We start from the raw sequence: 22,560 nt of genomic DNA on the forward strand, positions 1-22,560 counted from the left end.
AGGGCCGATTTGATCGGCCCTTTCTTTTTCGGTCAGCGCTGTACGGCGACCAGCATCATCATCGGCCGCTCGCGCTCTTCGGCGAGAGCCGGTTGCGCGGCCACTTCAGCATCGCTCGGGCCCCATTCATTGACGTGTTGAATGGTGAACCCGGCGCCAATCAACGCGTTGAGCAGCGTCCCGACCGTACGATGCTGCTTGATCACGCCGTCGGCCAGCCAGTTGGTCACCCGTTCGCCTTCCATCTGATAACTGTCCAGCGGCCAGCGCTTGTTGCCTTCGCCGTCGATCAGCCAGCCCGGATTGTGCGGCGCCATGAAGATCGGATGCTCGATGGAAAACACAAAATGTGCACCCGGTTTAAGCGCCGCATGCAGTTTGGCGAACAGACCCGAGAGATCTTTGATGTAGTGAAGGGCCAACGAGCTGTAGGCCAGATCGAAAGTGCACACAGGCAAGTCGAGGTGTTCCAGGTCGGCACGCTCGTAGCGGATGTTCGCGGCGGAGGTGGTTTCCTTCGCCCGTTCGAGCATTTTCTCCGAGACATCCAGCCCCAGTACCTCGGCTGCGCCCTGTTCACTGGCCCAGCGGCAGAACCAACCGTAGCCGCAGCCCAGATCCACCACCTGTAAACCGTGCAGGGGCGGTAACAAGGCTTTCAGCGCCGGCCATTCCGGTGCGGCATCGAGGCCGCCAATGGAGCGGTTCATCTGGCTGTAGCCCTGGAAAAATTCGGGGTCGTCGTAGATGTTCTGGGTCATGGGTTTGCTGCTCTTTTGAATTTGATTTGGGTGGCTTGGGGGCCACGGTTTTGAATCCCTCGAAAGGTGATGGCGCGTATTCGTCGATGGCCGCGCAGGGGGAGGGTGGTGGGCGATGGGGAAATGCTAGCGGGTCGTGGCGAGCGTGAGAACAGGCGGAGTGTTGGGGATCTGTAATCGCGGTTTTTCGATTCGGGATGTTTAAAGAGTGGGTTCCGTTTACTGAACCTTCCCACAAGGTTTTCAGGTTGTCCGTCGGAAGTGCGGGCTCTAGCCTGTGTGGGTCGCTGATGAATTGGCGATCGGGATTGGAACCCCCGCGACTTCACTGAATGCAAAGCGCCGTTCATGACGTATGCTTGCGCACCTTGATGGTGTGCACTCTGTTATGGCGGCTGTGCGCGGGAGACTTCGAGTCTGTCGGGTTTTGCTCAGTGGCCCGGGTTCCAACCTGCGTACAGCTGCCACCCCTTCGCGTGGAACCGAATGGGTCAGCTCTAACCATCACACTGGGTATCAAATCATGTTCAAACCAACGCCGAATCCACCCGAAGTCGAAACCGATCCAACCTCCCCCTACACCTCAATCGACTCCAGAAAACTCAACGACGCCGCCAACCGCGCCCTCGATCACTACCTTTGCCCCGGCGCCCATGTCATGGGCACGATCAACCAACCCGACCCGATGTACTTCGCCAACCCGGCTTACGACACCGAATCCTTGCTGGCCAACGCCAGCGAATCACTGGGCTCGGCCAGCGAAATGCTCAACAACTTTGCCGCCACCCTTGACCCCGCCCACCGCAGAACCGCGATAGGCATTGCGCAACTGGTGATGCTGGGTGAATTGGCGGTGAATCAGGCGCTGGATCATGTTGAGGTGAAGGACTGAATTACAGCTGTTCTGGCAGGCATAAAAAAACCGGTCATCGCGACCGGTTTTTTTGTTTCCGTATCCCTGGATGTTTTCTGTCAAGAAACGCCTGAAAGCAAACTTTCATAAGGAATTCGCAATCCATCGTGCAGACGTTTAATCATCGACAGGCTCAGTTTTCGTTTGCGGTTCAGTACTTCTGACACGCGTCCGCTGGTGCCAATGAAAGGCTCCAGGTCACGAGGAGTCAGGCCTTGCTGTTCCATGCGAAATTTAATTGCCTCAATCGGATCAGACGGCGGTATTGGGTAATGTTCTTCTTCGTACTTCTCGATGAGTAGCACGAGGATTTCCAGTTCATCACCTTCAGTCGAGCCGACTTCAGCTCCCCAGAGCTGTTCCACTCGTGTCAACGCCGCAGTCAGGTCTTCCGGGCTGCGAATTGGCTTGATGTTCATTACACGGTCTCCGCGTTGATCTGGTCATACTGGGCATGGGTGCCGACGAACCGGATGAAGCCAAGCTGCCGCTGGTAATCAATTGCCAGAATCACTCGATATTTATTGCCACCGATATTGAAGACAACCCTTGCACCCTTGAGGATGCTGGCTGTTCTGAGTTCGGCCTTGATCTCTTGTGGCGTGCGGTAGAGTGCCTTTTCCATATGGCGATACCATTCAACCAGCGGGGTCTGGGAATCAAAGTGAGCCGGATTGTTCTCCCAAAATTCCCGCAAGGTTGCTCTTGCAATTATCCGCATCCATGCCTCCTCCCGTTTTGGGAGATATTAGTCTTCGCCTAGCAGAGATGCAATCTCTGATATCCATTGAGCAAAGCGGGTGAGTCGCTTTGTCGTAAGCGTAGGGGCCCACGTTGAAGCATGTGATCTGAATTATTTATCAAGGAGTGACGGCTTGGGGTTTCATCAAATGACGGACATTAAAAAACCGGTCATCAGGACCGGTTTCTCAATTCATCTTCAACGTTGCTGCAAAACCTTGAGCGCCGCCGAGGCCAGGAATCCGGAGCGGCTTTTCTCTTCCGGGTGGTGCAACACGTATTCATCGATACGATTGAGTAGATAGCCCGGCAATGTGATGTTGAGTTTCTGAGCTTTGCCCAGGTATTTGGTTACATCGATGTCCACCAACGCCCACGTGCAGCCAGCGTATTTTGGATTGGCGGCATGCAACGTGACCTTGTTGGCGGGCGGGATCGGTGAACCGTCTTCGGCCAGAATCTCGAAGTGGCCTTCGATGGCTTCTCGGGCCATGGCCATTGCGTCGTCCAGATCATCTCCAGCGGAGAAGCAGCCCGGAATATCCGGCACCTCCACTCCCCAGGCATGTCCTTCATCACCCATTGAAATCGCGATCGGGTAAAGCATATGTGTTGTCCTCCTGGACGCTGCTGACCGAGCGAGTCAAAGCAACGCCTGCTGCAAAATACTGATGGCCGTTTTCTTGAGCAGATCTTTCTTCGGGTGAGGCACCGTAACCAGACCAGGTTTGGTCGGATGCTTGAAGTGATGATGACTACCCTTGATCCGCACCAGATACCAACCGTCTGCGACGAGTTGGCCAATTAGAAAACGGCTATTCACAACACCTCCTTGTGGTGTGCTTGGTGGGTACTATACCTACGATTTTTTCTCGATCAACACTATAACCACCGAGCGGTCATCATCCTTTGATGGAGCTGGTGTTCACGAAGGAGTCTAGGCGGGGATACTTCAGCAGGATTGGGAGTGTATTGCGGGCCGTTTCCATGAAATCCAATGGGTTGGTGTTGAGGCTGAACAGACGTGGGTCCCTGATCAAAGTAAATTTTTGAGGCAGGTTCTAACTCCAATATTTTGGGGCTTATCCCGATTTGGGCGCGATAACCCACAGTTAAATGGAGTTAAGCAGTCGAAGTAATGTCCGCCCCCGGCGTATTGGGGGGATTCGCTCCAAATCCCAGACACAAAAAAACCGGCCATCAAGGCCGGTTTTTTCTGTTTCCGTATCCCCCGTCAAACCACGACGCAGGACATAAATTCGATTGGAGCGGGTGAAGGGAATCGAACCCTCGTTATCAGCTTGGGAAGCTGGAGTAATGCCATTATACGACACCCGCTCAGAGCGGCTGACTTTGTACCAGACTCGGCCACGGATTTGAAGTTTTCTTTGCGTGTGGCGAGCGGAAAAGCCTGAATCAGAGCCAGATCGGTCAATCACGGGCAAGCGCTACGGGCTGGAGGACGGCTGAATCTCAGCCTCGCAGGCTTGCTCGCGACGACACTGTTTCAAATGGCCAATGCATGGTGATCCTGGACTAACGGGTAACGCGTTCGGCTGGCCTGTTGCGCCGGTTTCAGGAAACCGAGCAGGGCGTTCTGGCTGTCACGGCAGGCCGACTTGTGTTCCATGTCGAGGAAGTGACCAGTGGCTTGCAGGGTGGTGAAGGTACTCTGCGCCACATGGTTGCCGAACAGGCGCGCATCTTCGGCGGCGGTGTATTCGTCCCATTCGCCGTTCATGAACAGCACAGGTACGTTGATTTTCTTCGCCGCGTTCAAATAGCACTGGCGATCACTGTGCAGCACGTTGCTGATGTGAAAGTGCATCTGCCCGTATTCGTGCTCGGCGAGGCTGCTGACATGGCGATAGTTGAAGCGCTTGAACAGCGACGGCAGGTGTTTGCCGATGGTGTTGTTGACCAAATGGCCAACCCGGTCGCCGTCGCGTTTACCGAGGCATTCGACGCCGCGCTCAAGGTAATCGAGCATGTGCGCGTTGACCACCGGAGAGAACGAGCTGATCACGGCTTTTTCGATGCGCCGGGGTTGGTGCGCAAGGGCGACCATGGTCGCGGCGCCACCCCAGGAAAACGACAGCACGTGTTCGGCCGCGAAGTGGTCGATCAGCTCCAGCAGGATCAGACCTTCGACTTCTTTCGTCAGATGTTTCTCGTGGCGGTTATGGACTTTCGACTTGCCCGCGTAGGGCTGGTCGTAGCAGACCACGTTGAATTGCGGGTGCAGATTTTTCACGGTTTGTGCAAACGACGCAGTCGTGGCCATCGAGCCGTTGACCAGGATGATGGTCTTTTCTGCGGCGTCTGCGCGATAGAACTCCGTGTAAACCCGATACTGACCCTGTATATCCAGCACAGCGATTTCTGGCCTCATGTCATAAGACTCCTGGCAAGCAAGCGGGTATGCGCGCAAATAGAGATTGCACGAGCTTTGTGACAGGTAGGCATACGCCTGGAATTTTGGAGCCCATGTCGATCCGTTACGGCAGGTCGACGGGTATTGTTATTGGCGGGCAGTCTGTCGGCTGAGGCGGAGCCTTGAGGCTCTCTACCGACAAAAAGTTTCTTAGAAGTTATGTGTGACTCATCGGTCACAATTTGGCCGACGTCCTGATTCAAGCAGGGGGATCCGGATCGCGCAAGTGCCGTTGGTAAATTGTTCGACAACTTCTGCTGAGCGGTCGGCTGCTTAGAACAAATGAATCTCTTCGGTGCGCAAGGCGCGGTACTCGCCCGGTTTTAGCGCGTGATCCAGCGGCAGCGGGCCCATGGATTCGCGGTGCAGGCGCAGCACTTTGTTGTTGAAGTGGCCGAACATGCGCTTCACCTGGTGGTAGCGTCCCTCGACGATGCTCAGTCGCGCCGTTCGCGGGCCGAGCAGCTCCAGCTGCGCCGGTTGGGTGGTCAGGTCCTCGAAGGCGAAGTAGATCCCCTCGGCGAACTTGATCGCATATTCCGGGCCGATGTCCTGTTCGGTCTCGACGTAATAGACCTTCGGCAGTTTGGTCTGCGGCTGGGTCAGGCGCCGGGACCAGGTGCCGTCGTTGGTGATCAGCATCAGGCCGGTGGTGTTGAAGTCCAGGCGCCCGGCGATGTGCAGGTCGTCCTTGTCCGGCTCGTGGATCAGGTCGAGGACGGTCGGGTGCTCGGGATCGCGTGTGGCGCTGACGCAGCCCTGCGGTTTGTACAACATGAAATAGCGCGCCGGTTTGCCGCTTTGCAGCACTTCGTCGTCGACTTCGACACGGCTGAATTCCAGGACTTCGCTGTGAGGGTCGCTGACGACTTTTCCGTCGATGCGCACGCGCTTTTCCACCAGCAACAGGCGAACCTGCTTGCGGTTGTAGCGGGGCAGGTTACTGAGGAAACGGTCGACGCGCATGATCAGGAATCGGCAGGTAGCGGGGCGCGCATCTTACGGGATCGACGGCTTGGCCGCTTGCAGTTGCGCCTCGACCTGGGCGCAACGCGGGCACAGACAGGATTGGTCGCGCAGTTCCGGCGGCAGGGCTTCGAGCACTGCCGGGTCGATGCTCACGCCGTAGCACCAGCAGGCACGGTCGGCGGTGCGCGGGTCGGCCAGAGTGCAGTCGTTGCGGGCGCCGCAGGCCGGGCAGAGGTCAGGTTTGTTCATGTTGTCAGGCATAGGTCGATTGGTGCATTTCCACGCAGGTGCGGTTGCGGCCGGTCTGTTTGGCCCGGTACATCGCATGATCGGCCCGGGACAGCAGGCTGTGCAAGGTGTCATCCCGTTGCAGGGTGGTGGCGCCGATGCTGACCGTCAGATTCAGGGTGTGACCGTTGTAGGCATAGTCCTGCTGTTCGACGTGTTGGCGGATCTTCTCGGCAATCTTCTGACCGGTCTCGCCGTCGGTGTCCTTCAGCAGAACGATAAATTCCTCACCGCCCCAACGGCAGACGATGTCGGAATGGCGCAGGCAGCTTTGCAGGTCCCGGGCAAAACCGATCAAAACCTGATCGCCGGCCATGTGCCCGTAGGTGTCGTTCAACACCTTGAAGTGATCGAGATCCAGCAGCAACGCCGTCAATGGTTTCGGCTCACGGTGAGCTTCGTGCAGAGCTTGCACGGCGAGCAGGTCGAAACCGCGCCGGTTGGGCAGTTCGGTCAGGCTGTCGAGGGTGGCCTGGGCCTGGATCTTTTCCTGATAGCGCCGGATCAACCGGTTGACCAGGGCCAGCACGATCAGCGTCACCAACAGGCAGATCAGCAGATTGAGGTACAGCGACTGGCGGATTTCGCTGAGCGCGCCGTCTTCGCGTTTATCGACGAACAGGTACCAGTTCAGCTCCGGAATGAACCGCACGTTGAGGAAATGTCCCTGACCGTGTGCGGAATATTCGTAGCTGCCGCTGTGAGGTTTGGGCAACTGGGCGACCAGGCTTTTCATGCTGTCGAGATCCGTCAGGCTTTTCCCGACCCGCGCACCTTCCGGCCCGCCCTCGGCGCCGGTCAGTACCAGCCGGCCGAAGGTGTCGACGAAGTAAACGCTGCGTTGATAGCGCTGCTGGTACTTGTCGATCAGCTTGATGACCGCATCCACGGTCAGCCCCACGCCGGCGGCGCCGATGAAGCGATCGTTGTAGTCGTAGACCTTGTAGTTGATGAAGAAGGTCATGTTGTCTTTGTTGGCCAGGTCCGGGTCGACGTTGATCTCGTACGGATCCTTCATGTCGCGCACGCGGAAGTACCAGGCGTCGCGCGGCTCGTCGATTTTCACCTGCTTGAGCACGCCCTTGGCGTGGTAGTAGGTGTGGCTGCTGTTGGAGACGAAGAACGCCGTGTAGGCGCCGTAATGAGTCATGACCTCGTCGAGATAGCGGGTCATCTGATCACTGTCTTTCTCACCGTTCACCACCCAGTCGCGCATGAAGGTGTCGCGGGACATCATCGAGGAAATAAGGATCGGTCTGACGAGGTCTTTCTGGATTTCCGAATACACCGTATCGGACGTCAGCGGCAGTTCGGTGTTGACGATGTTGTCGCGGATCGACGCCCGCGAGGCGTAGTAGCTGAGCAGCGAGGTGGCGAGGAAGCCTGCGCCGAGGAGGGCGACCAGCGTCAGTACCAGCGAACGTTGGGAGTAAAACGCAGATCTGAGCGGCATTGGCAATTCCGTCGACGGTGGCCCGATGGCAGCATTCTAGTGGCAGTGACGGGGAAAAGGTTGCGGCATATTGGTCTGAAATGAGCCGCCTGTTGCGCCGCTGATCCGAAGGGCGCTGGAAGTTGGCACTCGGTAGCGGTTTGCCAGTCAAAACTCTTGTCAGCCGGTCTGTGCCGACTGCTGTCGCAGGTCTTTCAGGAGGCCGTCATGCGTATTTCAAAATGGCTGCGTCGGGGGCTGCTGGGAGCAGTACTCGGTCTTGGGCTGTCCGGTTGTTACTACTATGGTGGCGGCTACGATGTTTACTCCCCGCCTTACTACTACCCCGGTTACTACTCGCCCTATTACTACGGTGGATATTACGGGCCGCGCTACTACGGTGGCGGCCGCTATTACTACGGCGGCTATGGGTATCGTGGGGGTTACGGACGGGGTTATCACGGCGGTGGATACCACGGCGGCCACCACTAATCAGTAGCTGAATGACGGCGTTTGCCGATGAACAAGATTTCATGAATCACTTGTATCAAGTTGTTACTGAAACGCACCAGATTCGGAAAACGCTGTCAGATATTTCGTCAGTCGCCGAATGAAAGACTGACGCCTGCCAGCGTCGCTGGTGTGGCTACCCGCGGTCCAGGAGGCCGCCATGTATCGCCGAATTCTTCTGCTTGCCGTGATGCTTTTTTCGATTGGCGGTTGCGTCCCTTATTCCTATGGAGATGGCTACTACACCTCAGAGGTCTACACCTCCCAGTCTCCTTCGTACTACAACAGCGGTGGCACTTATTACAGCGGCGGCAGCACCTACTATTCGGCCCCGCGTTACTACCAGCCAGCGCCGCGCTATTACCAACCGGCTCCACGTTATTACTCGGCGCCTCGTTACTACCAACCGGCCCCGCGCTATTACGAGAGCCGCCGCTGGCATGGCGATGATCGCGGACGCTGGGATGGCCACCGTCGCGGTGGTTGGGATGATCACCGGGGTCGTGGCGACTATGACCGCCATAGCGGACGCGGCGATCACTGGCGCGGTAACCGCTGGTAACTACCCGCAAAAAAGCGGCGCATTGAGCGCCGCTTTTTTTGTGCCCGGATTTCAGTAACTGGAGAGGTCCGCCAACGGGTGCCGCCCCTCCCAGACCTTGTGAAAGTGCGCCTCGACCACCGCATCCGGCACCCGTGTGATGTCCGGCCAATGCCAGTGCGGTTTGTGATCCTTGTCGATCAAACGCGACCGAACCCCTTCGCTGAACTCCGGATGCCGGCAGCAATTGAGGCTCAGGGTGTATTCCATCTGAAAGACTTCGGCCAGCGACAAGTGGCGGGCGCGGACAATCTGCTCCCAGACCAGATGCGCGGTCAGCGGCGAGCCTTCGCTCATGGTTTTCGCCGCCCGGGCAATCAAAAGATCGTTGCTGTCCCGTTGCAGGCTGATGGCTTTCCAGGCGCAGGTCACGTCGCTGACATCCAGCAGTTCATCGATCTGCCGACGGCGCGGCAACCACTGCGCTTCCGGCATCTGCGCCACCGCTTCCTGCTGCAACGCCTTGAGCAGGCTGTTGAGTTGCATGGCGGTCTGTTCCTGCCAGTTCAGTTGCAGCAGGCCATCGATCAGTTCCTGCTGCTGTTCGTCGAGCAGGAAGCGGTCGGCCAGATCCAGATCGATCGCATCGCGACCGTTCATGTGCGCGCCGGTCAAACCAAGGAACAAACCGAGCTTGCCCGGCAGTCTTGACAGAAACCAACTGGCACCGACATCCGGGTACAGGCCGATGCTGATTTCCGGCATCGCCAGACGACTGCTCGGCGTGACGATCCGGATGCTCGCGCCTTGCAGCAGACCCATGCCGCCGCCCAGCACATAACCATGGCCCCAGCAGATCAACGGTTTCGGGTAGGTGTGCAGGCTGTAGTCCAGCCGGTATTCAGCGTTGAAAAACTGTGCGGCCAGCGGCGGCACTTCGCCGGGGTGTGCGCGACAGGCCTCCACCAGGCTGCGCACCTCGCCACCGGCACAGAAGGCCTTGGCGCCATTGCCGCGCAGCAGCACGCAGACGATTTGCGGATCCTTGGTCCAGGCGTTCAGTTTGTCGCTCAGGGCATGGATCATCGGCAGGGACAGCGCATTGAGCGACTTTTCGGCATCCAGACTGGCCACGCCGATGCGCGCGCCGTCGGTGCCGGTGAGTTCTTCGAAGTGCAGATTCATCGTGACCTCGATCGGGAATTTGAACGATCAGTATGATCGCTGTGTGGGAAAGTGCCGGATCTGCGTCAGATCAATTGACAAGCGTGGTCGGCTTTCCTAGGGTTCGCCCCATTGTTTTTGCCGGGTATGACCATGACTGCTGACGACCGTATCAAACTCGAACCGAGCTGGAAGGAGGCACTGCGTGCCGAATTCGACCAGCCCTACATGGCAGAGTTGCGCACTTTTCTGCAGCAGGAGCGGGCGGCCGGCAAGGAAATCTATCCGCCGGGCCCGATGATTTTCAATGCGCTGAACTCGACGCCGCTGGACAAGGTGAAAGTGGTCATCCTCGGCCAGGACCCTTACCACGGCCCGGGCCAGGCCCACGGCTTGTGCTTCTCGGTGCAACCGGGCGTGCCGGCGCCGCCGTCGCTGGTCAACATTTATAAAGAGTTGAAACGCGACCTGAACATCGACATCCCCAACCACGGCTATCTGCAGAGCTGGGCCGATCAGGGCGTGTTGATGCTCAACACCACCATGACCGTCGAGCGTGCCAACGCCAATGCGCACAAGGACAAGGGCTGGCAGTTCTTTACGGACCGGATCATCGAGGTGGTCAGCCAACAGCAACCGCATCTGGTGTTCATGCTTTGGGGCGCGCATGCGCAGAGCAAGCAGAAGCTGATCGATGCCACCAAGCATCTGGTGCTGACGTCGGTGCACCCGTCGCCGCTGTCGGCCTATCGCGGTTTCCTCGGCTGCGGGCACTTCAGCCGTACCAACAAATTCCTTGAGCAGAATGGCGAAGCGCCGATCGAGTGGCGTTTGCCGTCGGTGGTCTGATCTTCAGGGCTGGCGGTTCCAGTATTTGAACAACGGTTCCGCCAGAAACAACACAAACAACAGCCGCATCACCTGCATCGCCGTCACCAGCGGCACCGACAGTTGCAGGGTTTCCGCCGTCAGGCTCATCTCTGCGATCCCGCCGGGCATCATGCCCAGCGTCAACGATCGCAGATCCAAATGCGTCATTGCACTCAGTCCCAACGCCGCCAGCGTTGCGATCAACATGGTCAGCGCCGTGCCGATCAACGTACGCCCCATGAACGACGGCGCGCGGCGGAAGAACTGCCGGTTGAAGTGACAACCCAGACCGCTGCCGATCAGCCACTGGCCAATCTGACTGCCACCATTGGGCAGACCGATGTGCAGATCCCAACCGATACTCACCGCCGCGCTGACCAGCAACGGCCCGAACAGCCATGGATTGGGTTGACGCAGGCGTTGCCAGAGCCACGCGAGCAAGCCGCCCGCTGGAAACAGAATCGCCAGCCAGCGCCAGTCGACGCTGCCGGCGTGAGAAATCGGATTGCCATCGCCCAGCAGATATTTGAACGCCGCCGGCACACACAGCACCACCACCAGCACTCGCAAGCTTTGCCCGGCCGCGACATGGCTGAGCATCGCGCCGTTACGCGCGCCGAGGTTGACCATCTCGCCGGAGCCGCCGGGCATGCTGGAGAAAAACGCCGTGGCGCGATCTTCACCGGTGCGGCGCATCAGCCACACGCCGACCACCGCCGACAGGCTGGTGACCAGCGCCCCGAAGAAGATCAGGCCAAAGTGACTCAGCACCTGCTCCATCACCAGCGGGGTGAAGTGCAGGCCGATGCCGATCCCGACGATCCACTGGCCGCACTTGCGGCCGCCAGGGATTTCCGTCAGTTGCCACGGGGTCAGGCAGCGCACCAGGATGATCGCCAGCAACGAGCCGACCATCCACGGCAGCGGCCAGCCGATCTGGCTGGCGATGTAACCGCCCAGCAGACCGACCAGCGGGGTTCCCCACCAGGTTTTGAAGGACCGATCAAACATCGGCCACAGCACGCCGTGCGACCGAACGTTTACGCCAGATGCGGATGATCGGCACCAGCAGCATCGCCACGATCAGCCCCCAGACGCTGAGGGTGATCCCGCTCGACCAGAGGATGTCCAGCGAACCGTTGGAGATCGACAGCGCGCGACGCAGGTTTTGCTCCATCAGACCGCCGAGGATGAACCCCAGCAGCACCGGCGACAGCGGGAAATCGAGCTTGCGCAGGATGTAGCCGAAGATACCGATGCCGATCATCAGGAACAGATCGAACGTGGTCGCATGCACCGCGTACACGCCAATGGCGGTGATGATCGCGATCATCGGCACCAGTGCCCAGTTCGGCACGGCGAGGATGCGGGTGAAGATGCGGATCATCGGGATGTTCAGGATCACCAGCATGATGTTGGCGATGAACAGCGACGCGATCAGGCCCCAGACGATGTCCGGTTGTTGCTGGAACAGCAGCGGGCCGGGGGTGATGTTGTACAGCGACAGCGCGCCGATCATCACCGCCGTGGTGCCCGAACCTGGAACGCCGAGGGTCAGCATCGGCACCAGCGCACCGCAGGCTTCGGCACCGATAGCGGTTTCCGGTGCGGCCAGACCACGCTTGTCGCCCTGTCCGAACTTTCCGTTCGGGCCGGCGATTTTCTTCTCGGTCATGTAGGCCACGGCGCTGGCCAGCGTGGCGCCGGCACCCGGCAATACGCCCATGATGAAACCGAGCACGCCACAGCGCAGGTTCACCGCGAACACCGACGCGGCTTCCTTGAAATTGAACATCATGCGTCCGGTGGCCTTGAACGCTTCCTGGCCACGGTGGGTTTTTTCCAGCAGCAGAAGGATTTCGCTGATGGAGAACAAGCCCAGCACCAACACCACAAACTGGATGCCGTCGGTGAGGTGGATGTTGTCCCCGGTGAAACGATAGACGCCGCTGTTGGCGTCGATCCCGACGGTGGACAGGAACAGGCCGATCAACGCGGCGATGAAGGTTTTCAGCGGTCGGTCACCGGCCATGCCGCCGAGACAGACAATCGCGAACACCATCAACACGAAGTATTCGGCGGGGCCGAAGGCGATCGCCCACTTCGCCAGGATCGGCGCAAAGATCACCATGCCGCAGGTCGCGATGAACGCACCGATGAACGAACTCCAGGCCGACAGTGACAACGCCACACCGGCCAGGCCCTGACGAGCCATCGGGTAACCGTCGAGCGTGGTCATCACGGTGGAGGCTTCGCCCGGGATGTTCAGCAGGATCGAACTGATCCGGCCGCCGTATTCGCAACCCAGGTACACCGCCGCCAGCAGGATCAGCGCCGATTCCGGTGGCAGGCCGAGAGCAAAGGCAATCGGGATCAACAGCGCCACGCCGTTGATCGGACCCAGGCCCGGCAACAGGCCGACGATGGTGCCGATCAAGGTGCCGCTCAGGGCGGTGACGAGGTTGTAGGGCGTCAGCGCGACCCCGAAACCGTGACTCAAATATCCAAGCGTATCCATATCAGTTCTCCAGAACGTCGAGCAGGCCCAGAGGCAGTGGAACGTCCATGACTTTGTCGAACAGCAGGTACAGGCCGATGCTCAGCAAACTGATGATGATCGCGCCGGGCAGCCAGCGGCCGCCGTACAGACGGGCCATCGGGATGCCGACCAGAATGCTGCTGAGGATGAAGCCCAAGGGTTCGAACAGGCCGGCGAACACCACCAGCAGCAACACGCAGACACCGATTTTCTTCAGCGTTTCGCGGTCCAGCGGCGGGTCTTCTTCGGTGTGCTTGATCGGGGAGGGGCGGTAGATCATGTAGACCAGCGCCAGCCCCATCAGCCCGAGCATCAGCAACGGGAAGGCGCGCGGGCCGATCGGTTCGTAGGAAAAGGGTGCCTGGTAAGGCCAGGCCATCAGTATCAGGCTGACACAGGCCAGCAGCAGTACCGACGCAAAGATGCGTTGAACGAGCATGAGGAACTCCTGGGCCACGACCTCGATGCGCGAGGCCGTGGCCGCTAGACAGAGACGATCACTGGATCAGGCCGAACTCTTTGGCCAGCACTTTGTAGTCCGCGACTTGCTTCTTCACGTAGGTGTCCAGCTCCGGGCCGGTCATGGCGAACGGGAAGAGTTCGCGCTGATCACGCAGCTTGGCGAAGTCTTCGGAGGCCAGCAGTTTGTCGAAGGCGTCCTTCCACCAGGCGTAGTCTTCGTCGCTGACTTTCGGCCCGAGGTAGAAGCCGCGAACCACCGGCCAGACGATGTCGTAGCCTTGTTCCCTGGCGGTCGGGATTCCTTTCATTTCCGGCTCGTCGAGGCGGTTTTCGGCGAAGACTGCCAGCAGGCGCATGTCACCGCTCTGGATGTGCGGCATGGAGTCGGAGATGTCGGTGCTGCCAACCTGGATGTGGCCACCGAGCAGGGCGGTGGCAATCTCGCCGCCACCTTCGAGGGCGACGTAGCGCAGGTCGCGCGGGTTGATCCCGGCGGCTTTTGCGATCAACGCCGTCTGCATCCAGTCCTGGCTACCAACGGTGCCGCCGGAACCGATTACCACTTTGCTCGGATCTTTCTTCAGCGCCTGTACCAGATCGTCGAGGTTCTTGTAGGGCGAATCGCTTTTCACCGCGATGGCACCGTAACTGGTGCCGACCGCCGCCAGCCAGCGCACGTTGGTTTCATCGAAACGGCCGAACTTGCCTTGTGCCAGGTTCAGCAGCGAACCGCTGGACCACGCCACCAGCGTGCCCGCATCCGCCGGACGCTGGGCCACCACCGCGTTGTACGCCACTGCGCCGACACCGCCGGGCATGTAAGTCACGCGCATCGGCTTGGTCAGCAGTTTTTCGTTGACCAGCGCGCTTTGCGCCAGTTTGCAGGTCAGGTCGAAACCGCCGCCGGGGGAGGCCGGGGCGATGCATTCCGGGCGCTTGGGTTCGGCCATCAGTTGGCCGGCGAACAGCATGACGCCAGCGGCTAGAGCAACTTTACGCAGTGATAAGTTCATCTATGTCTCCTTGGGAGTTGTTGTTATGGACGTACTGAATTACCAAAGGGCAACGCTATAGCTCACCAGCAGACGCACTTCATCGGCATCGCGAGCGGAGTAGTTGGAACGGTAAGTGGCATTACGCAAACGCACGGCAACGTCCTTCAGGGCGCCGCTTTGTACTACATATTTGATCTCGGTGTTGCGCTCCCACTCTTTGCCTTCGTCACCGTTCTTGAGCTTGATGTTGTCACCGCTCAAGTAACGGCTCATGAAGCTCAGGCCGGGGATGCCGAGTTTGGCGAAGTCGAAGTCGTAGCGCGCCTGCCAGGAGCGTTCTTCGGCGCCGGCGAAGTCGTTGATCTGGACGAAGTTGACCAGGTACGGGTCGCTGCCATCGACATACGGGAACGCGCTGTCGCCGGACATGTGCTGATAACCGGCGGTGAACTTGTGGCCGCTCAGGGCATAGCTGACCAGACCGTTGAGCGAGCGGTTGTCGATCTCCCCTCCACGGGCAGCACCTTGATCGTCACTGACGGCGAAGCGCAGGTCGGTGGCGAAAGTGCCCGGGCCCATCGGCCGCGAAGCGACCAGTCCGAAGAAGTGCTGGTTGTAGACTTCGTCGAGTTGCGCGAAGTGGTAACTGCCGGTGATCTTGTCGGTGAACTTGTAGTCCACGCCGGCAAAATCGAAGTGCTTGCCGGCAACGGTGCCAGCAAAGCGGCCGTTCTTGTTGTTGAGGGCAATGTCCTCGAAATCGGTGCTGTCGCGGTCCTTGGCCTTGTCCAGGCGCCCGCCGGTGAAGGTCAGGTTCTTTATCTCTTTGGAGGTCAGCAAGCCGCCTTCGAAGGTCTGCGGCAGGATTCGCCCGTCGTTCGGCTTGAGGATCGGCAGTTCCGGAATCAGGCTGCCGATCTTCAGTTCGGTGGCGGAGATCTTCACTTTGCCGGTCAGGCCGACCTTGGAGTATTCGTCCGCCGCGCGCCCGTCATCGTGGGTCGGCAGCAGGCCGGTGCCGGTGCGGTCCGGGCTCGAATCGAGCTTGACCCCCAGCATCCCCAGCGCATCGACACCGAACCCCACGGTGCCGTCGGTGTAACCCGATTGCAGGTTGAGCATGAACCCCTGTGCCCACTCGTCGCGCTTGGACTGTTGGGCGCTGGTGCCGTCGCGAAAGTCGCGGTTGAAATACATGTTGCGGGTTTCGAAGGTGGCGGAACTGTCTTCGATGAAATCGGCGTAGCTCATCGGCGCGAAACCGGCGAGGGCGGCGGCACTGGCAAGGGCGGTGTGGCTGAAACGGGAAGGACGAACAGGCGTAAGAGCCTTGGTCTGCAAGGACGGCATGCGAGGTGTACTCCGTTTATTGTTCTTATTGGTCGAAAACGCTTCGAGGCGTTTTTCTTATCGCTGTGTGGCATCAGCGACGGCAGTCGGAACTGTCCGTGGGCCGACTCTAACGGCCTAACCTTTCGCTAACCTTTCAGCTGACTTTCCCGGATTTCGGGCTTCACAGCGGCGGTTGCGGCTGTAAACTCCGCGGCAAAGAATGGCGTCGGCCATCCCTGAATGAGGTAGAGATCCATGCGTGTTCTGCTCGTCGAAGACCATTTGCCACTGGCCGAAAGTGTCGCCCAGGCGCTCAAGAGCACCGGTCTGACCGTGGACGTGTTGCACGATGGCGTGGCCGCTGACCTGGCCTTGGGCAGCGAGGAGTACGCGATGGCGATCCTCGATGTCGGCCTGCCGCGCATGGACGGATTTGAAGTGCTGGCGCGCCTGCGGGCCCGGGGCAAGAACCTGCCGGTGCTGATGCTCACGGCCCGCAGCGACGTCAAGGATCGGGTCCATGGGCTCAACCTCGGTGCCGACGATTATCTGGCCAAACCGTTCGAGCTGACCGAGCTTGAGGCGCGGGTCAAAGCCCTGCTGCGCCGCAGTGTGCTCGGCGGCGAACGGCAGCAGCGTTGTGGGGTGCTGGCTTACGATCTGGATACCCGGCGCTTCACCCTCGGCGAAGAACTGCTGACGCTGACCTCCCGCGAGCAAGCGGTGCTTGAAGCGCTGATCGCGCGCCCGGGCCGGGTGATGAGCAAGGAGCAACTGGCGTCGCAAGTGTTCGGTCTCGACGAAGAGGCCAGCCCCGACGCCATCGAAATCTACGTGCATCGCCTGCGCAAGAAACTCGACGGCCATGCGGTGGCCATCGTGACCTTCCGCGGTCTTGGCTACTTGCTGGAAAGCCGTGATGCATAAGCCCAGCAGCCTGCGCTGGCGGTTGTTGTGGAACCTCGCGCTGTTGCTGGTGGTGTTGATGCTGGCCAGCGGCCTGAGCGCTTACTGGAACGGACGCGAAGCCGCCGACACTGCTTATGACCGCACCTTGCTGGCGTCGGCGCGGACCATCGCCGCTGGCCTCTCGCAGCGAGACGGCAGCCTCAGTGCCGACGTCCCTTATGTGGCACTCGACACCTTCGCCTACGACAGCGCGGGGCGCATCTATTACCAGGTCAACGACATCCATCAGAAGCTGATTTCCGGTTACGAAAACCTGCCAGGCCCACCACCGGGAACACCGAGAACCGACAGCTACCCGGCGCTCGCGCGTTTTTACAACGCCACGTATCAGGGGCAGAACGTGCGCGTCGTCAGTCTGTTGAAAGCCGTGACCGAGCCGAACATGAACGGCATGGCGGAAATCCGTGTCGCCGAAACCGACGAAGCACGCGTCAGCATGGCCCGCAGTCTGGCGGCCGACACCTTGCTGCGATTGGGCATGTTGGCGATTGGCGCATTGTTGCTGGTGTGGTTTGCGGTCAGCGCGGCGTTGCGTCCGATCGAGCGTTTGCGCACCGCGGTCGAAGAGCGTCAGCCCGACGATCTGCGGCCCTTGCCGTTGGTGGAGGTGCAGCACGAATTGTGGCCGTTGGTGCGGGCGCTCAATCACTTCACCGAGCGCTTGCGCGGGCAGTTCGAGCGTCAGGCGCAATTCATCGCCGATGCGGCCCACGAACTGCGCACGCCGCTGGCGGCGCTCAAGGCGCGACTTGAGTTGGGCCTGCGCTCAAACGAGCCGCAGACCTGGCGCGACACGCTGGAATCATCGGCGCAAAGCACGGATCGCCTGACCCATCTGGCCAACCAATTGCTATCACTGGCACGGGTGGAGAACGGCGCCAGGGCGATTGCCGAAGGCGGCGCGCAGTTGCTTGATCTGAGCCAATTGGCCCGGGAGCTGGGCATGGCCATGGCGCCGCTGGCCCATGCTCGCGGCGTGGCGTTGGCGCTGGAAGCGGACGAACCGGTCTGGCTGCGCGGCGAGCCGACATTGCTCAACGAACTGTTGAGCAATCTGGTGGACAACGCGCTGGCGCACACGCCGTCGGGCGGTAACGTGATCTTGCGGGTGCTGTCGCCGGCAGTGCTGGAGGTTGAAGACGACGGCCCGGGCATTCCGCAGGATGAGCGTGACCGGGTGTTCGAGCGTTTCTACCGTCGCAACCAGCAGGTTGCCGGTTCCGGGCTGGGGCTGGCGATTGTCGGGGAAATCTGCCGCGCGCATCTGGCGCAGATCACGCTGCACGATGGCGAGCAGGCGGGGTTGAAGGTGCGGGTGAGCTTTATTGCCGGCTAAGGATCAGTAAAACATCGACCGCGATTCTTCCAGGTCGGCACACAGCACTTTGTTGTCCGGATCGATCCCCAGTTTGCGGAAGGCCGGCACACTGAAAGGGTCGATGCGGGCGAGGGGATGGTCAGTGTCCTTGTGGCAATACAGGCTGGCCACTTGCACCAGATCCACGTAATCGATCTGCGACGAATCGCGTTTCAGATCCTGATACAGCCCCGGCAACTCCACCAGCCGCTCGGGAAATTCCCAGACCCGCAGCAATTTGTCGCCCAGCAGCGGATGAATGTGGTCGATCACATGGTTGAGGCTGACCGGGTCGGACAGCAATTCGTAGTGGTCTTCGGCATAGGTCAGGATTGGCAGCACACCGATCTGGTGCACCAGTCCGCCCAGCGCCGCCTGGTCAGGTTTGAGCTGGGTATAGCGGCGGCACAGTGCGTAGCTGACCCCGGCGATTTCCAGGCTCTTGCGCCAGACTTCGCGCATCTTCTGTTCGACCACGTCGGAGCGGGCGTGGAAGATCTGCTCCATCACCAGACCGATCGCCAGGTTGCTGCTGTAGTTGACGCCCAGCCGGGTGATCGCGGTGTGCAGGTCGGTGACTTCCTGGGTCGCGCGCAACAACGGGCTGTTGACCACTTTGATCAGGCGCGCCGACAGCGCCGTGTCACGGCCGATCACTTTGCTCAGGTCGCTGACGCTGATATCCGGGTCTTCAGCGGCCTTGCGAATCTGCAGGGCCACTTCCGGTAACGTTGGCAGAACCAGGTCATCGTTATCGATGGCCTCAACCAAATCCTGTTGGACCTTATCCGCCAGCTCACTCATGTCGTTTCTCTAGGGTGTTGCACAAATACTGCGATCAACGCTGGATTTCGCGGTCGCGATCCAGTTCGTAAGGCAGGTCGAGCAAGTGCAGCGTCGGACCTTCGGCCGTGCCCAGATGCAAATCGCCCGCTTCGGCAGCTTCGGCCTGCAACACCGCCAGCAGTTCAATATTTTTCTCGGCGCGGGCGGCCAGCACCACTTCGCCGATGGAGCTGCCGTGGCTCGGGGCGAACAGCGGGGTGCCCGGCTCCGGCAATTCGCTGGCGTCCAGTTGCACTCGGTACAGGCGACGCTTGAGCTTGCCCAGGTATTGCATGCGCGCAACGATTTCCTGGCCGGTGTAGCAGCCTTTCTTGAAACTCACGCCGCCGACGGCTTGCAGGTTGAGCATCTGCGGGATGAACAGCTCACGGGTGCTCGGCATGACTTGACCGATACCGGCGCGGATCTGGCCCAGCAGCCATTGATTGAGTTCGGCTTCGCTCAGTTGTGCGGACAGCTTGCCTTTGATGCTGTCGGCCTGATCGGTCGGTACCCAGAGTTCGGCACGGTTCGGGGAGACGCGAATGGCGATCAGGCCTTCGTGGCGGGCCACGCTGTCGGTTTCTGCCGGCAGTTCCAGACTCAGGCTGCTCAGGGCAGCATCGCCATGATCGAGGCCGAAGCGCACCCAGGAGGCGCTTTCGTCGGTCAGTTTCGATTTGGAGAACACCGCGTACTTTTTCAGATCCGCCAGTTGCGGCTCCAGCAGCTCGCCGGCCATGGCCAGCAGCACGCCGTCGCCTTCAAGCACGATGCGGAAACTCGACTGCATCCGGCCTTTCTGCGTGCAGCGGGCACCGAGGCTGGCCTGGGTATCACTCAAGTAATTGATGTTGCAGGTCAGCTGGCCTTGCAGGAATTTGCCGGCATCCGCGCCGCGAACCGCGAGAACGCCTTCATGAGACAGGGTGCAGAAAAAAGCAGAATCGGCCATGGGTCATCGCAGGGTAAATAGACTGGGGCACATCATAAGGGGGTGGTGTTGAAATGGGTAGTTCATAAAGGATCGGTGGTGCCCGACCAAAGCCGACTGTTCGCCCCGTGTCGGGCCTGTATACTTGCCGCCTATTTGAGGAGGGCTCCATGGTCGAACAAGTTGAACTGAATCGCCTCTTTTGGCACAGCCGTCGCGGCATGCTTGAGCTTGACGTGCTGCTGGTGCCGTTCGTGAAAGAGGTCTACGCGAATCTGAACGAGGTGGATCGCGCGCTGTATGTCCGCCTGCTCGAGTGCGAGGATCAGGACATGTTCGGCTGGTTCATGGAGCGCAGCGAGTCTGAAGACCCGGAGCTGCAACGCATGGTTCGCATGATTCTGGATCGTGTCCAGCCCAAGTAACACGTTCGAATGCCGCTGGCAGGCCTCACGGCAATTGCTGGCGGCGTATCTCCTGGCCCAGGCGTTCGCCCTGTGCGCTCTGTTTCTGCTTGTCCTGCCTTTCTGGGTCAGTCTGCTCGGTGCGGTAGCCTGTCTGAGCCACGCTGCCTGGGTGTTGCCCCGCCAGATTCTGTTGAGTCATCCCAAGGCTTTCTGCGGATTGCGTCGTGACGCCGATGGCTGGCAGTTGTGGAATCAGACCGATGGCTGGCAGCCGGTGCAGTTGCGTCCGGACAGTCTGGCGCTGCCATTGATCGTGGTTTTGCGCTTTCGATTGCGTGGGGAGTGGCGGGTCAGGTCGATCTGCGTGCCCCGGGACTCGCAGACGGCGGATTTGCACCGACGCCTGCGAGTACGCCTCAAGTTCAGCCGGCGTAGGTGGGCGGCACCAGAATAGTGTCGAGCGCTTCGGGCAGCAGATCCGGGTAGTCGAGGGTGTAATGCAGGCCTCGGCTCTCTTTGCGCTCCATGGCTGAGCGGATCATCAATTCCGCCACTTGCGCCAGGTTGCGCAGCTCGATCAGGTCGCGACTGACTTTATAGTTGCTGTAGAACTCGTCGATTTCGTCCAGCAACAGACGCACGCGATGTTGTGCGCGTTGCAGACGTTTGTTGGTGCGCACGATGCCGACGTAGTCCCACATGAAGCGTCGTAGCTCGTCCCAGTTGTGCGCGATGATCACGTCTTCGTCGGAGTCGGTTACCTGGCTTGCATCCCAGGCGGGCAGGGCGCGGGGGATGGCGATGTCGGATAATTGCTCGAGAATGTCCGCCGCAGCCGAGCGGGCATAAACGAAGCATTCCAGCAGCGAGTTGCTGGCCATGCGGTTGGCGCCGTGCAGCCCGGTGAAGCTGGTTTCGCCGATGGCGTACAGCCCGGGCACGTCGGTGCGACCCTGTTGGTCCACCATGACGCCGCCGCAGGTGTAGTGCGCCGCCGGGACGACCGGGATCGGTTGCTTGGTGATGTCGATGCCGAATCCGAGGCAGCGCTCGTAGACGGTCGGGAAGTGCGTCTTGATGAACGCTTCGGGTTTGTGGCTGATGTCGAGATAGACGCAATCGACACCCAGGCGCTTCATCTCGTGGTCGATGGCCCGAGCGACGATGTCCCGTGGCGCCAGTTCGGCGCGCGGGTCGAAACGCTGCATGAAGCGCTCACCGTTCGGCAGTTTCAAATGCGCGCCTTCGCCGCGCAGGGCTTCGGTGATCAGGAAACTCTTGGCCTGCGGGTGATACAGGCAAGTGGGGTGGAACTGATTGAACTCCAGGTTCGCCACCCGGCAGCCCGAACGCCAGGCCATGGCGATGCCATCACCGCAGGCGCCGTCGGGGTTGCTGGTATAGAGGTAGACCTTGGCGGCGCCGCCAGAAGCCAGAATCACGAACCGGGCGCCGTAGGTGTCGACTTCGCCGGTCTTGCGGTTGAGCACGTAGGCGCCGAGGCAGCGGTCGCCGTCCAGTCCCAGGCGTCGTTCGGTGATCAGATCGACGGCGACGCGCTGTTCCAGCAGCTCTATATTCGGGCGTTGTTTGGCTTGGGCCAGCAAGGTTGTGAAGATCGCAGCACCGGTGGCGTCGGCGGCGTGAATGATGCGGCGGTGGCTGTGGCCGCCTTCGCGGGTGAGGTGGAACTCGAAGCCGCCATCTTCTGTGCCGGACTGCTCATCTCGGGTGAACGGCACGCCCTGGTCAATCAGCCACTGGATCGCCTCTTTGCTGTGCTCGACAGTGAAACGTACCGCGTCTTCATGGCACAGGCCGCCACCGGCATTGAGCGTGTCGTCGACGTGGGATTCGACAGTGTCGGTGTCATCCAGCACGGCCGCGACGCCACCCTGGGCCCAATAGGTCGAACCGTTGGCGAGATCGCCCTTGCTCAATACGGCGATGCGCAAGTGACCGGGCAGGGTCAGCGCGAGACTCAAACCGGCAGCGCCGCTGCCAATCACCAGAACATCGTGTTGAAACTGTTGGCTCATTTCAGGATTCCGCTCAAAGCGACCCGGGTCGGGGTTGGCGCAAGACAGGCGGATGGGCGAGTCGAGACAGCCACACAG

General features: G+C 60.1%; 26 protein-coding genes and 1 tRNA gene. 8 read left to right on the forward strand and 19 right to left on the reverse strand.

The window, feature by feature from the left end; all coding sequences use genetic code 11:
- Positions 1 to 32 precede the first annotated feature (32 nt).
- Positions 33 to 761, reverse strand: coding sequence for a class I SAM-dependent methyltransferase (locus IF199_RS07000; RefSeq protein WP_192560008.1), 729 nt, complete (start codon positions 759 to 761; stop codon positions 33 to 35).
- Between the two features lie 523 nt (positions 762 to 1,284).
- Between IF199_RS07000 and IF199_RS07005 the strand changes: the two genes are divergently transcribed.
- Complete coding sequence (locus IF199_RS07005; RefSeq protein ID WP_192560009.1) at positions 1,285 to 1,653, forward strand: DUF6124 family protein; 369 nt, start codon at positions 1,285 to 1,287, stop codon at positions 1,651 to 1,653.
- A gap of 80 nt (positions 1,654 to 1,733) precedes the next feature.
- Here the strand turns inward: IF199_RS07005 and IF199_RS07010 are convergent, their stop codons facing one another.
- The 9 genes from IF199_RS07010 to IF199_RS07050 all read right to left on the reverse strand — a co-directional run bounded on the left by IF199_RS07010 (position 1,734) and on the right by IF199_RS07050 (position 7,559).
- Positions 1,734 to 2,093 (reverse strand): helix-turn-helix domain-containing protein, encoded by a 360-nt coding sequence (locus tag IF199_RS07010; RefSeq protein WP_085683210.1) that lies wholly within the window; start codon positions 2,091 to 2,093, stop codon positions 1,734 to 1,736.
- Positions 2,093 to 2,395 (reverse strand): type II toxin-antitoxin system HigB family toxin, encoded by a 303-nt coding sequence (locus IF199_RS07015; RefSeq protein WP_192560010.1) that lies wholly within the window; start codon positions 2,393 to 2,395, stop codon positions 2,093 to 2,095. The genes IF199_RS07010 and IF199_RS07015 overlap by 1 nt, the downstream gene beginning before the upstream one ends.
- Before the next feature lie 219 nt (positions 2,396 to 2,614).
- Complete coding sequence (locus IF199_RS07020; protein WP_192560011.1) at positions 2,615 to 3,022, reverse strand: type II toxin-antitoxin system HicB family antitoxin; 408 nt, start codon at positions 3,020 to 3,022, stop codon at positions 2,615 to 2,617.
- Positions 3,023 to 3,058: 36 nt separating this feature from the next.
- A complete protein-coding gene (locus IF199_RS07025) occupies positions 3,059 to 3,238 on the reverse strand; it encodes a type II toxin-antitoxin system HicA family toxin (protein WP_095049193.1) in 180 nt (59 codons plus the stop codon).
- Positions 3,239 to 3,679: 441 nt separating this feature from the next.
- Positions 3,680 to 3,753 (reverse strand) — tRNA-Gly (locus tag IF199_RS07030).
- 169 nt (positions 3,754 to 3,922) lie between these two features.
- Positions 3,923 to 4,807 carry an alpha/beta fold hydrolase gene (locus IF199_RS07035; RefSeq protein WP_192560012.1) on the reverse strand — a complete coding sequence of 295 codons (885 nt, stop codon included), beginning with the start codon at positions 4,805 to 4,807 and terminating at the stop codon, positions 3,923 to 3,925.
- A gap of 315 nt (positions 4,808 to 5,122) precedes the next feature.
- The gene (locus tag IF199_RS07040; protein WP_096819430.1) at positions 5,123 to 5,815 is read right to left on the reverse strand and encodes a pseudouridine synthase; all 693 of its coding nucleotides are present in this window, start codon (positions 5,813 to 5,815) and stop codon (positions 5,123 to 5,125) included.
- A gap of 33 nt (positions 5,816 to 5,848) precedes the next feature.
- The gene (locus tag IF199_RS07045) at positions 5,849 to 6,067 is read right to left on the reverse strand and encodes a cysteine-rich CWC family protein (protein ID WP_192560013.1); all 219 of its coding nucleotides are present in this window, start codon (positions 6,065 to 6,067) and stop codon (positions 5,849 to 5,851) included.
- Between the two features lie 4 nt (positions 6,068 to 6,071).
- Positions 6,072 to 7,559, reverse strand: coding sequence for a sensor domain-containing diguanylate cyclase (locus IF199_RS07050; RefSeq protein ID WP_096819429.1), 1,488 nt, complete (start codon positions 7,557 to 7,559; stop codon positions 6,072 to 6,074).
- Between the two features lie 207 nt (positions 7,560 to 7,766).
- On the opposite strand from IF199_RS07050, the gene IF199_RS07055 reads away from it, so the two are divergent.
- Both IF199_RS07055 and IF199_RS07060 read left to right on the forward strand, forming a co-directional pair.
- Positions 7,767 to 8,030 (forward strand): hypothetical protein, encoded by a 264-nt coding sequence (locus tag IF199_RS07055; protein ID WP_192560014.1) that lies wholly within the window; start codon positions 7,767 to 7,769, stop codon positions 8,028 to 8,030.
- Between the two features lie 178 nt (positions 8,031 to 8,208).
- Positions 8,209 to 8,610: a hypothetical protein gene (locus tag IF199_RS07060; protein WP_096819427.1), complete on the forward strand. Its 402-nt coding sequence runs from the start codon at positions 8,209 to 8,211 to the stop codon at positions 8,608 to 8,610.
- Positions 8,611 to 8,661: 51 nt separating this feature from the next.
- Here the strand turns inward: IF199_RS07060 and IF199_RS07065 are convergent, their stop codons facing one another.
- Positions 8,662 to 9,774 (reverse strand): enoyl-CoA hydratase/isomerase family protein, encoded by a 1,113-nt coding sequence (locus IF199_RS07065; RefSeq protein WP_192560015.1) that lies wholly within the window; start codon positions 9,772 to 9,774, stop codon positions 8,662 to 8,664.
- A gap of 132 nt (positions 9,775 to 9,906) precedes the next feature.
- Here IF199_RS07065 and ung point away from each other — a divergent pair, with 132 nt between their 5' ends.
- Positions 9,907 to 10,602 carry a uracil-DNA glycosylase gene (ung, locus tag IF199_RS07070; RefSeq protein ID WP_085605867.1) on the forward strand — a complete coding sequence of 232 codons (696 nt, stop codon included), beginning with the start codon at positions 9,907 to 9,909 and terminating at the stop codon, positions 10,600 to 10,602.
- Positions 10,603 to 10,605: 3 nt separating this feature from the next.
- Here the strand turns inward: ung and IF199_RS07075 are convergent, their stop codons facing one another.
- Genes IF199_RS07075 through IF199_RS07095 form a run of 5 tightly spaced genes read right to left on the reverse strand, consistent with a single transcriptional unit; the run spans position 10,606 to position 15,969 of the window.
- A complete protein-coding gene (locus IF199_RS07075; RefSeq protein WP_192560016.1) occupies positions 10,606 to 11,634 on the reverse strand; it encodes an AbrB family transcriptional regulator in 1,029 nt (342 codons plus the stop codon).
- Positions 11,627 to 13,141 (reverse strand): tripartite tricarboxylate transporter permease, encoded by a 1,515-nt coding sequence (locus IF199_RS07080; protein WP_096819424.1) that lies wholly within the window; start codon positions 13,139 to 13,141, stop codon positions 11,627 to 11,629. The genes IF199_RS07075 and IF199_RS07080 overlap by 8 nt, the downstream gene beginning before the upstream one ends.
- A gap of 1 nt (position 13,142) precedes the next feature.
- Complete coding sequence (locus IF199_RS07085; RefSeq protein ID WP_096819423.1) at positions 13,143 to 13,601, reverse strand: tripartite tricarboxylate transporter TctB family protein; 459 nt, start codon at positions 13,599 to 13,601, stop codon at positions 13,143 to 13,145.
- Positions 13,602 to 13,659: 58 nt separating this feature from the next.
- Complete coding sequence (locus tag IF199_RS07090; RefSeq protein ID WP_192560017.1) at positions 13,660 to 14,637, reverse strand: Bug family tripartite tricarboxylate transporter substrate binding protein; 978 nt, start codon at positions 14,635 to 14,637, stop codon at positions 13,660 to 13,662.
- Positions 14,638 to 14,676: 39 nt separating this feature from the next.
- Complete coding sequence (locus IF199_RS07095; RefSeq protein ID WP_192560018.1) at positions 14,677 to 15,969, reverse strand: OprD family porin; 1,293 nt, start codon at positions 15,967 to 15,969, stop codon at positions 14,677 to 14,679.
- Positions 15,970 to 16,206: 237 nt separating this feature from the next.
- Between IF199_RS07095 and IF199_RS07100 the strand changes: the two genes are divergently transcribed.
- Both IF199_RS07100 and IF199_RS07105 read left to right on the forward strand, forming a co-directional pair.
- Positions 16,207 to 16,878 carry a response regulator gene (locus tag IF199_RS07100; RefSeq protein ID WP_192560019.1) on the forward strand — a complete coding sequence of 224 codons (672 nt, stop codon included), beginning with the start codon at positions 16,207 to 16,209 and terminating at the stop codon, positions 16,876 to 16,878.
- Positions 16,871 to 18,256: a sensor histidine kinase gene (locus tag IF199_RS07105; RefSeq protein ID WP_096819419.1), complete on the forward strand. Its 1,386-nt coding sequence runs from the start codon at positions 16,871 to 16,873 to the stop codon at positions 18,254 to 18,256. Before IF199_RS07100 ends, IF199_RS07105 begins: the two co-directional genes overlap by 8 nt.
- Before the next feature lie 3 nt (positions 18,257 to 18,259).
- Here IF199_RS07105 and IF199_RS07110 read toward each other — a convergent pair whose 3' ends face one another.
- Together IF199_RS07110 and ygfZ are read right to left on the reverse strand one after the other, a co-directional pair.
- Entirely contained in the window at positions 18,260 to 19,081 is an 822-nt protein-coding gene (locus IF199_RS07110; protein ID WP_096819418.1) for an HDOD domain-containing protein, read from the reverse strand.
- 34 nt (positions 19,082 to 19,115) lie between these two features.
- Positions 19,116 to 20,057 (reverse strand): CAF17-like 4Fe-4S cluster assembly/insertion protein YgfZ, encoded by a 942-nt coding sequence (ygfZ, locus tag IF199_RS07115; RefSeq protein WP_192560020.1) that lies wholly within the window; start codon positions 20,055 to 20,057, stop codon positions 19,116 to 19,118.
- Positions 20,058 to 20,206: 149 nt separating this feature from the next.
- Between ygfZ and IF199_RS07120 the strand changes: the two genes are divergently transcribed.
- On the forward strand, positions 20,207 to 20,461 hold the full coding sequence (locus IF199_RS07120; protein WP_007957989.1) for an FAD assembly factor SdhE: 255 nt from the start codon (positions 20,207 to 20,209) through the stop codon (positions 20,459 to 20,461).
- Positions 20,445 to 20,897, forward strand: a complete 453-nt coding sequence (locus IF199_RS07125; protein ID WP_192560021.1) for a protein YgfX — start codon at positions 20,445 to 20,447, stop codon at positions 20,895 to 20,897. Before IF199_RS07120 ends, IF199_RS07125 begins: the two co-directional genes overlap by 17 nt.
- Here IF199_RS07125 and nadB read toward each other — a convergent pair.
- A complete protein-coding gene (nadB, locus tag IF199_RS07130) occupies positions 20,866 to 22,482 on the reverse strand; it encodes an L-aspartate oxidase (protein WP_192560022.1) in 1,617 nt (538 codons plus the stop codon). The genes IF199_RS07125 and nadB overlap by 32 nt on opposite strands.
- Positions 22,483 to 22,560: the final 78 nt, after the last annotated feature.

The organism is Pseudomonas allokribbensis, assembly GCF_014863605.1.
Classification (GTDB): Bacteria; Pseudomonadota; Gammaproteobacteria; order Pseudomonadales; family Pseudomonadaceae; genus Aquipseudomonas; species Aquipseudomonas allokribbensis.

Coding starts and splice junctions, on each gene's coding strand:
- IF199_RS07045 (WP_192560013.1), bottom strand. CDS start 6,067: ATGAACAAACCTGACCTCTGCCCGGCCTGCGGCGCCCGCAACGACTGC.
- IF199_RS07055 (WP_192560014.1), top strand. CDS start 7,767: ATGCGTATTTCAAAATGGCTGCGTCGGGGGCTGCTGGGAGCAGTACTC.
- IF199_RS07105 (WP_096819419.1), top strand. CDS start 16,871: ATGCATAAGCCCAGCAGCCTGCGCTGGCGGTTGTTGTGGAACCTCGCG.
- IF199_RS07120 (WP_007957989.1), top strand. CDS start 20,207: ATGGTCGAACAAGTTGAACTGAATCGCCTCTTTTGGCACAGCCGTCGC.
- IF199_RS07095 (WP_192560018.1), bottom strand. CDS start 15,969: ATGCCGTCCTTGCAGACCAAGGCTCTTACGCCTGTTCGTCCTTCCCGT.
- IF199_RS07065 (WP_192560015.1), bottom strand. CDS start 9,774: ATGAATCTGCACTTCGAAGAACTCACCGGCACCGACGGCGCGCGCATC.
- IF199_RS07080 (WP_096819424.1), bottom strand. CDS start 13,141: ATGGATACGCTTGGATATTTGAGTCACGGTTTCGGGGTCGCGCTGACG.
- IF199_RS07035 (WP_192560012.1), bottom strand. CDS start 4,807: ATGAGGCCAGAAATCGCTGTGCTGGATATACAGGGTCAGTATCGGGTT.
- IF199_RS07110 (WP_096819418.1), bottom strand. CDS start 19,081: ATGAGTGAGCTGGCGGATAAGGTCCAACAGGATTTGGTTGAGGCCATC.
- IF199_RS07000 (WP_192560008.1), bottom strand. CDS start 761: ATGACCCAGAACATCTACGACGACCCCGAATTTTTCCAGGGCTACAGC.
- IF199_RS07075 (WP_192560016.1), bottom strand. CDS start 11,634: ATGTTTGATCGGTCCTTCAAAACCTGGTGGGGAACCCCGCTGGTCGGT.
- IF199_RS07100 (WP_192560019.1), top strand. CDS start 16,207: ATGCGTGTTCTGCTCGTCGAAGACCATTTGCCACTGGCCGAAAGTGTC.
- IF199_RS07010 (WP_085683210.1), bottom strand. CDS start 2,093: ATGAACATCAAGCCAATTCGCAGCCCGGAAGACCTGACTGCGGCGTTG.
- ygfZ (WP_192560020.1), bottom strand. CDS start 20,057: ATGGCCGATTCTGCTTTTTTCTGCACCCTGTCTCATGAAGGCGTTCTC.
- nadB (WP_192560022.1), bottom strand. CDS start 22,482: ATGAGCCAACAGTTTCAACACGATGTTCTGGTGATTGGCAGCGGCGCT.
- IF199_RS07005 (WP_192560009.1), top strand. CDS start 1,285: ATGTTCAAACCAACGCCGAATCCACCCGAAGTCGAAACCGATCCAACC.
- IF199_RS07020 (WP_192560011.1), bottom strand. CDS start 3,022: ATGCTTTACCCGATCGCGATTTCAATGGGTGATGAAGGACATGCCTGG.
- IF199_RS07015 (WP_192560010.1), bottom strand. CDS start 2,395: ATGCGGATAATTGCAAGAGCAACCTTGCGGGAATTTTGGGAGAACAAT.
- IF199_RS07040 (WP_096819430.1), bottom strand. CDS start 5,815: ATGCGCGTCGACCGTTTCCTCAGTAACCTGCCCCGCTACAACCGCAAG.
- ung (WP_085605867.1), top strand. CDS start 9,907: ATGACTGCTGACGACCGTATCAAACTCGAACCGAGCTGGAAGGAGGCA.
- IF199_RS07085 (WP_096819423.1), bottom strand. CDS start 13,601: ATGCTCGTTCAACGCATCTTTGCGTCGGTACTGCTGCTGGCCTGTGTC.
- IF199_RS07090 (WP_192560017.1), bottom strand. CDS start 14,637: ATGAACTTATCACTGCGTAAAGTTGCTCTAGCCGCTGGCGTCATGCTG.
- IF199_RS07060 (WP_096819427.1), top strand. CDS start 8,209: ATGTATCGCCGAATTCTTCTGCTTGCCGTGATGCTTTTTTCGATTGGC.
- IF199_RS07050 (WP_096819429.1), bottom strand. CDS start 7,559: ATGCCGCTCAGATCTGCGTTTTACTCCCAACGTTCGCTGGTACTGACG.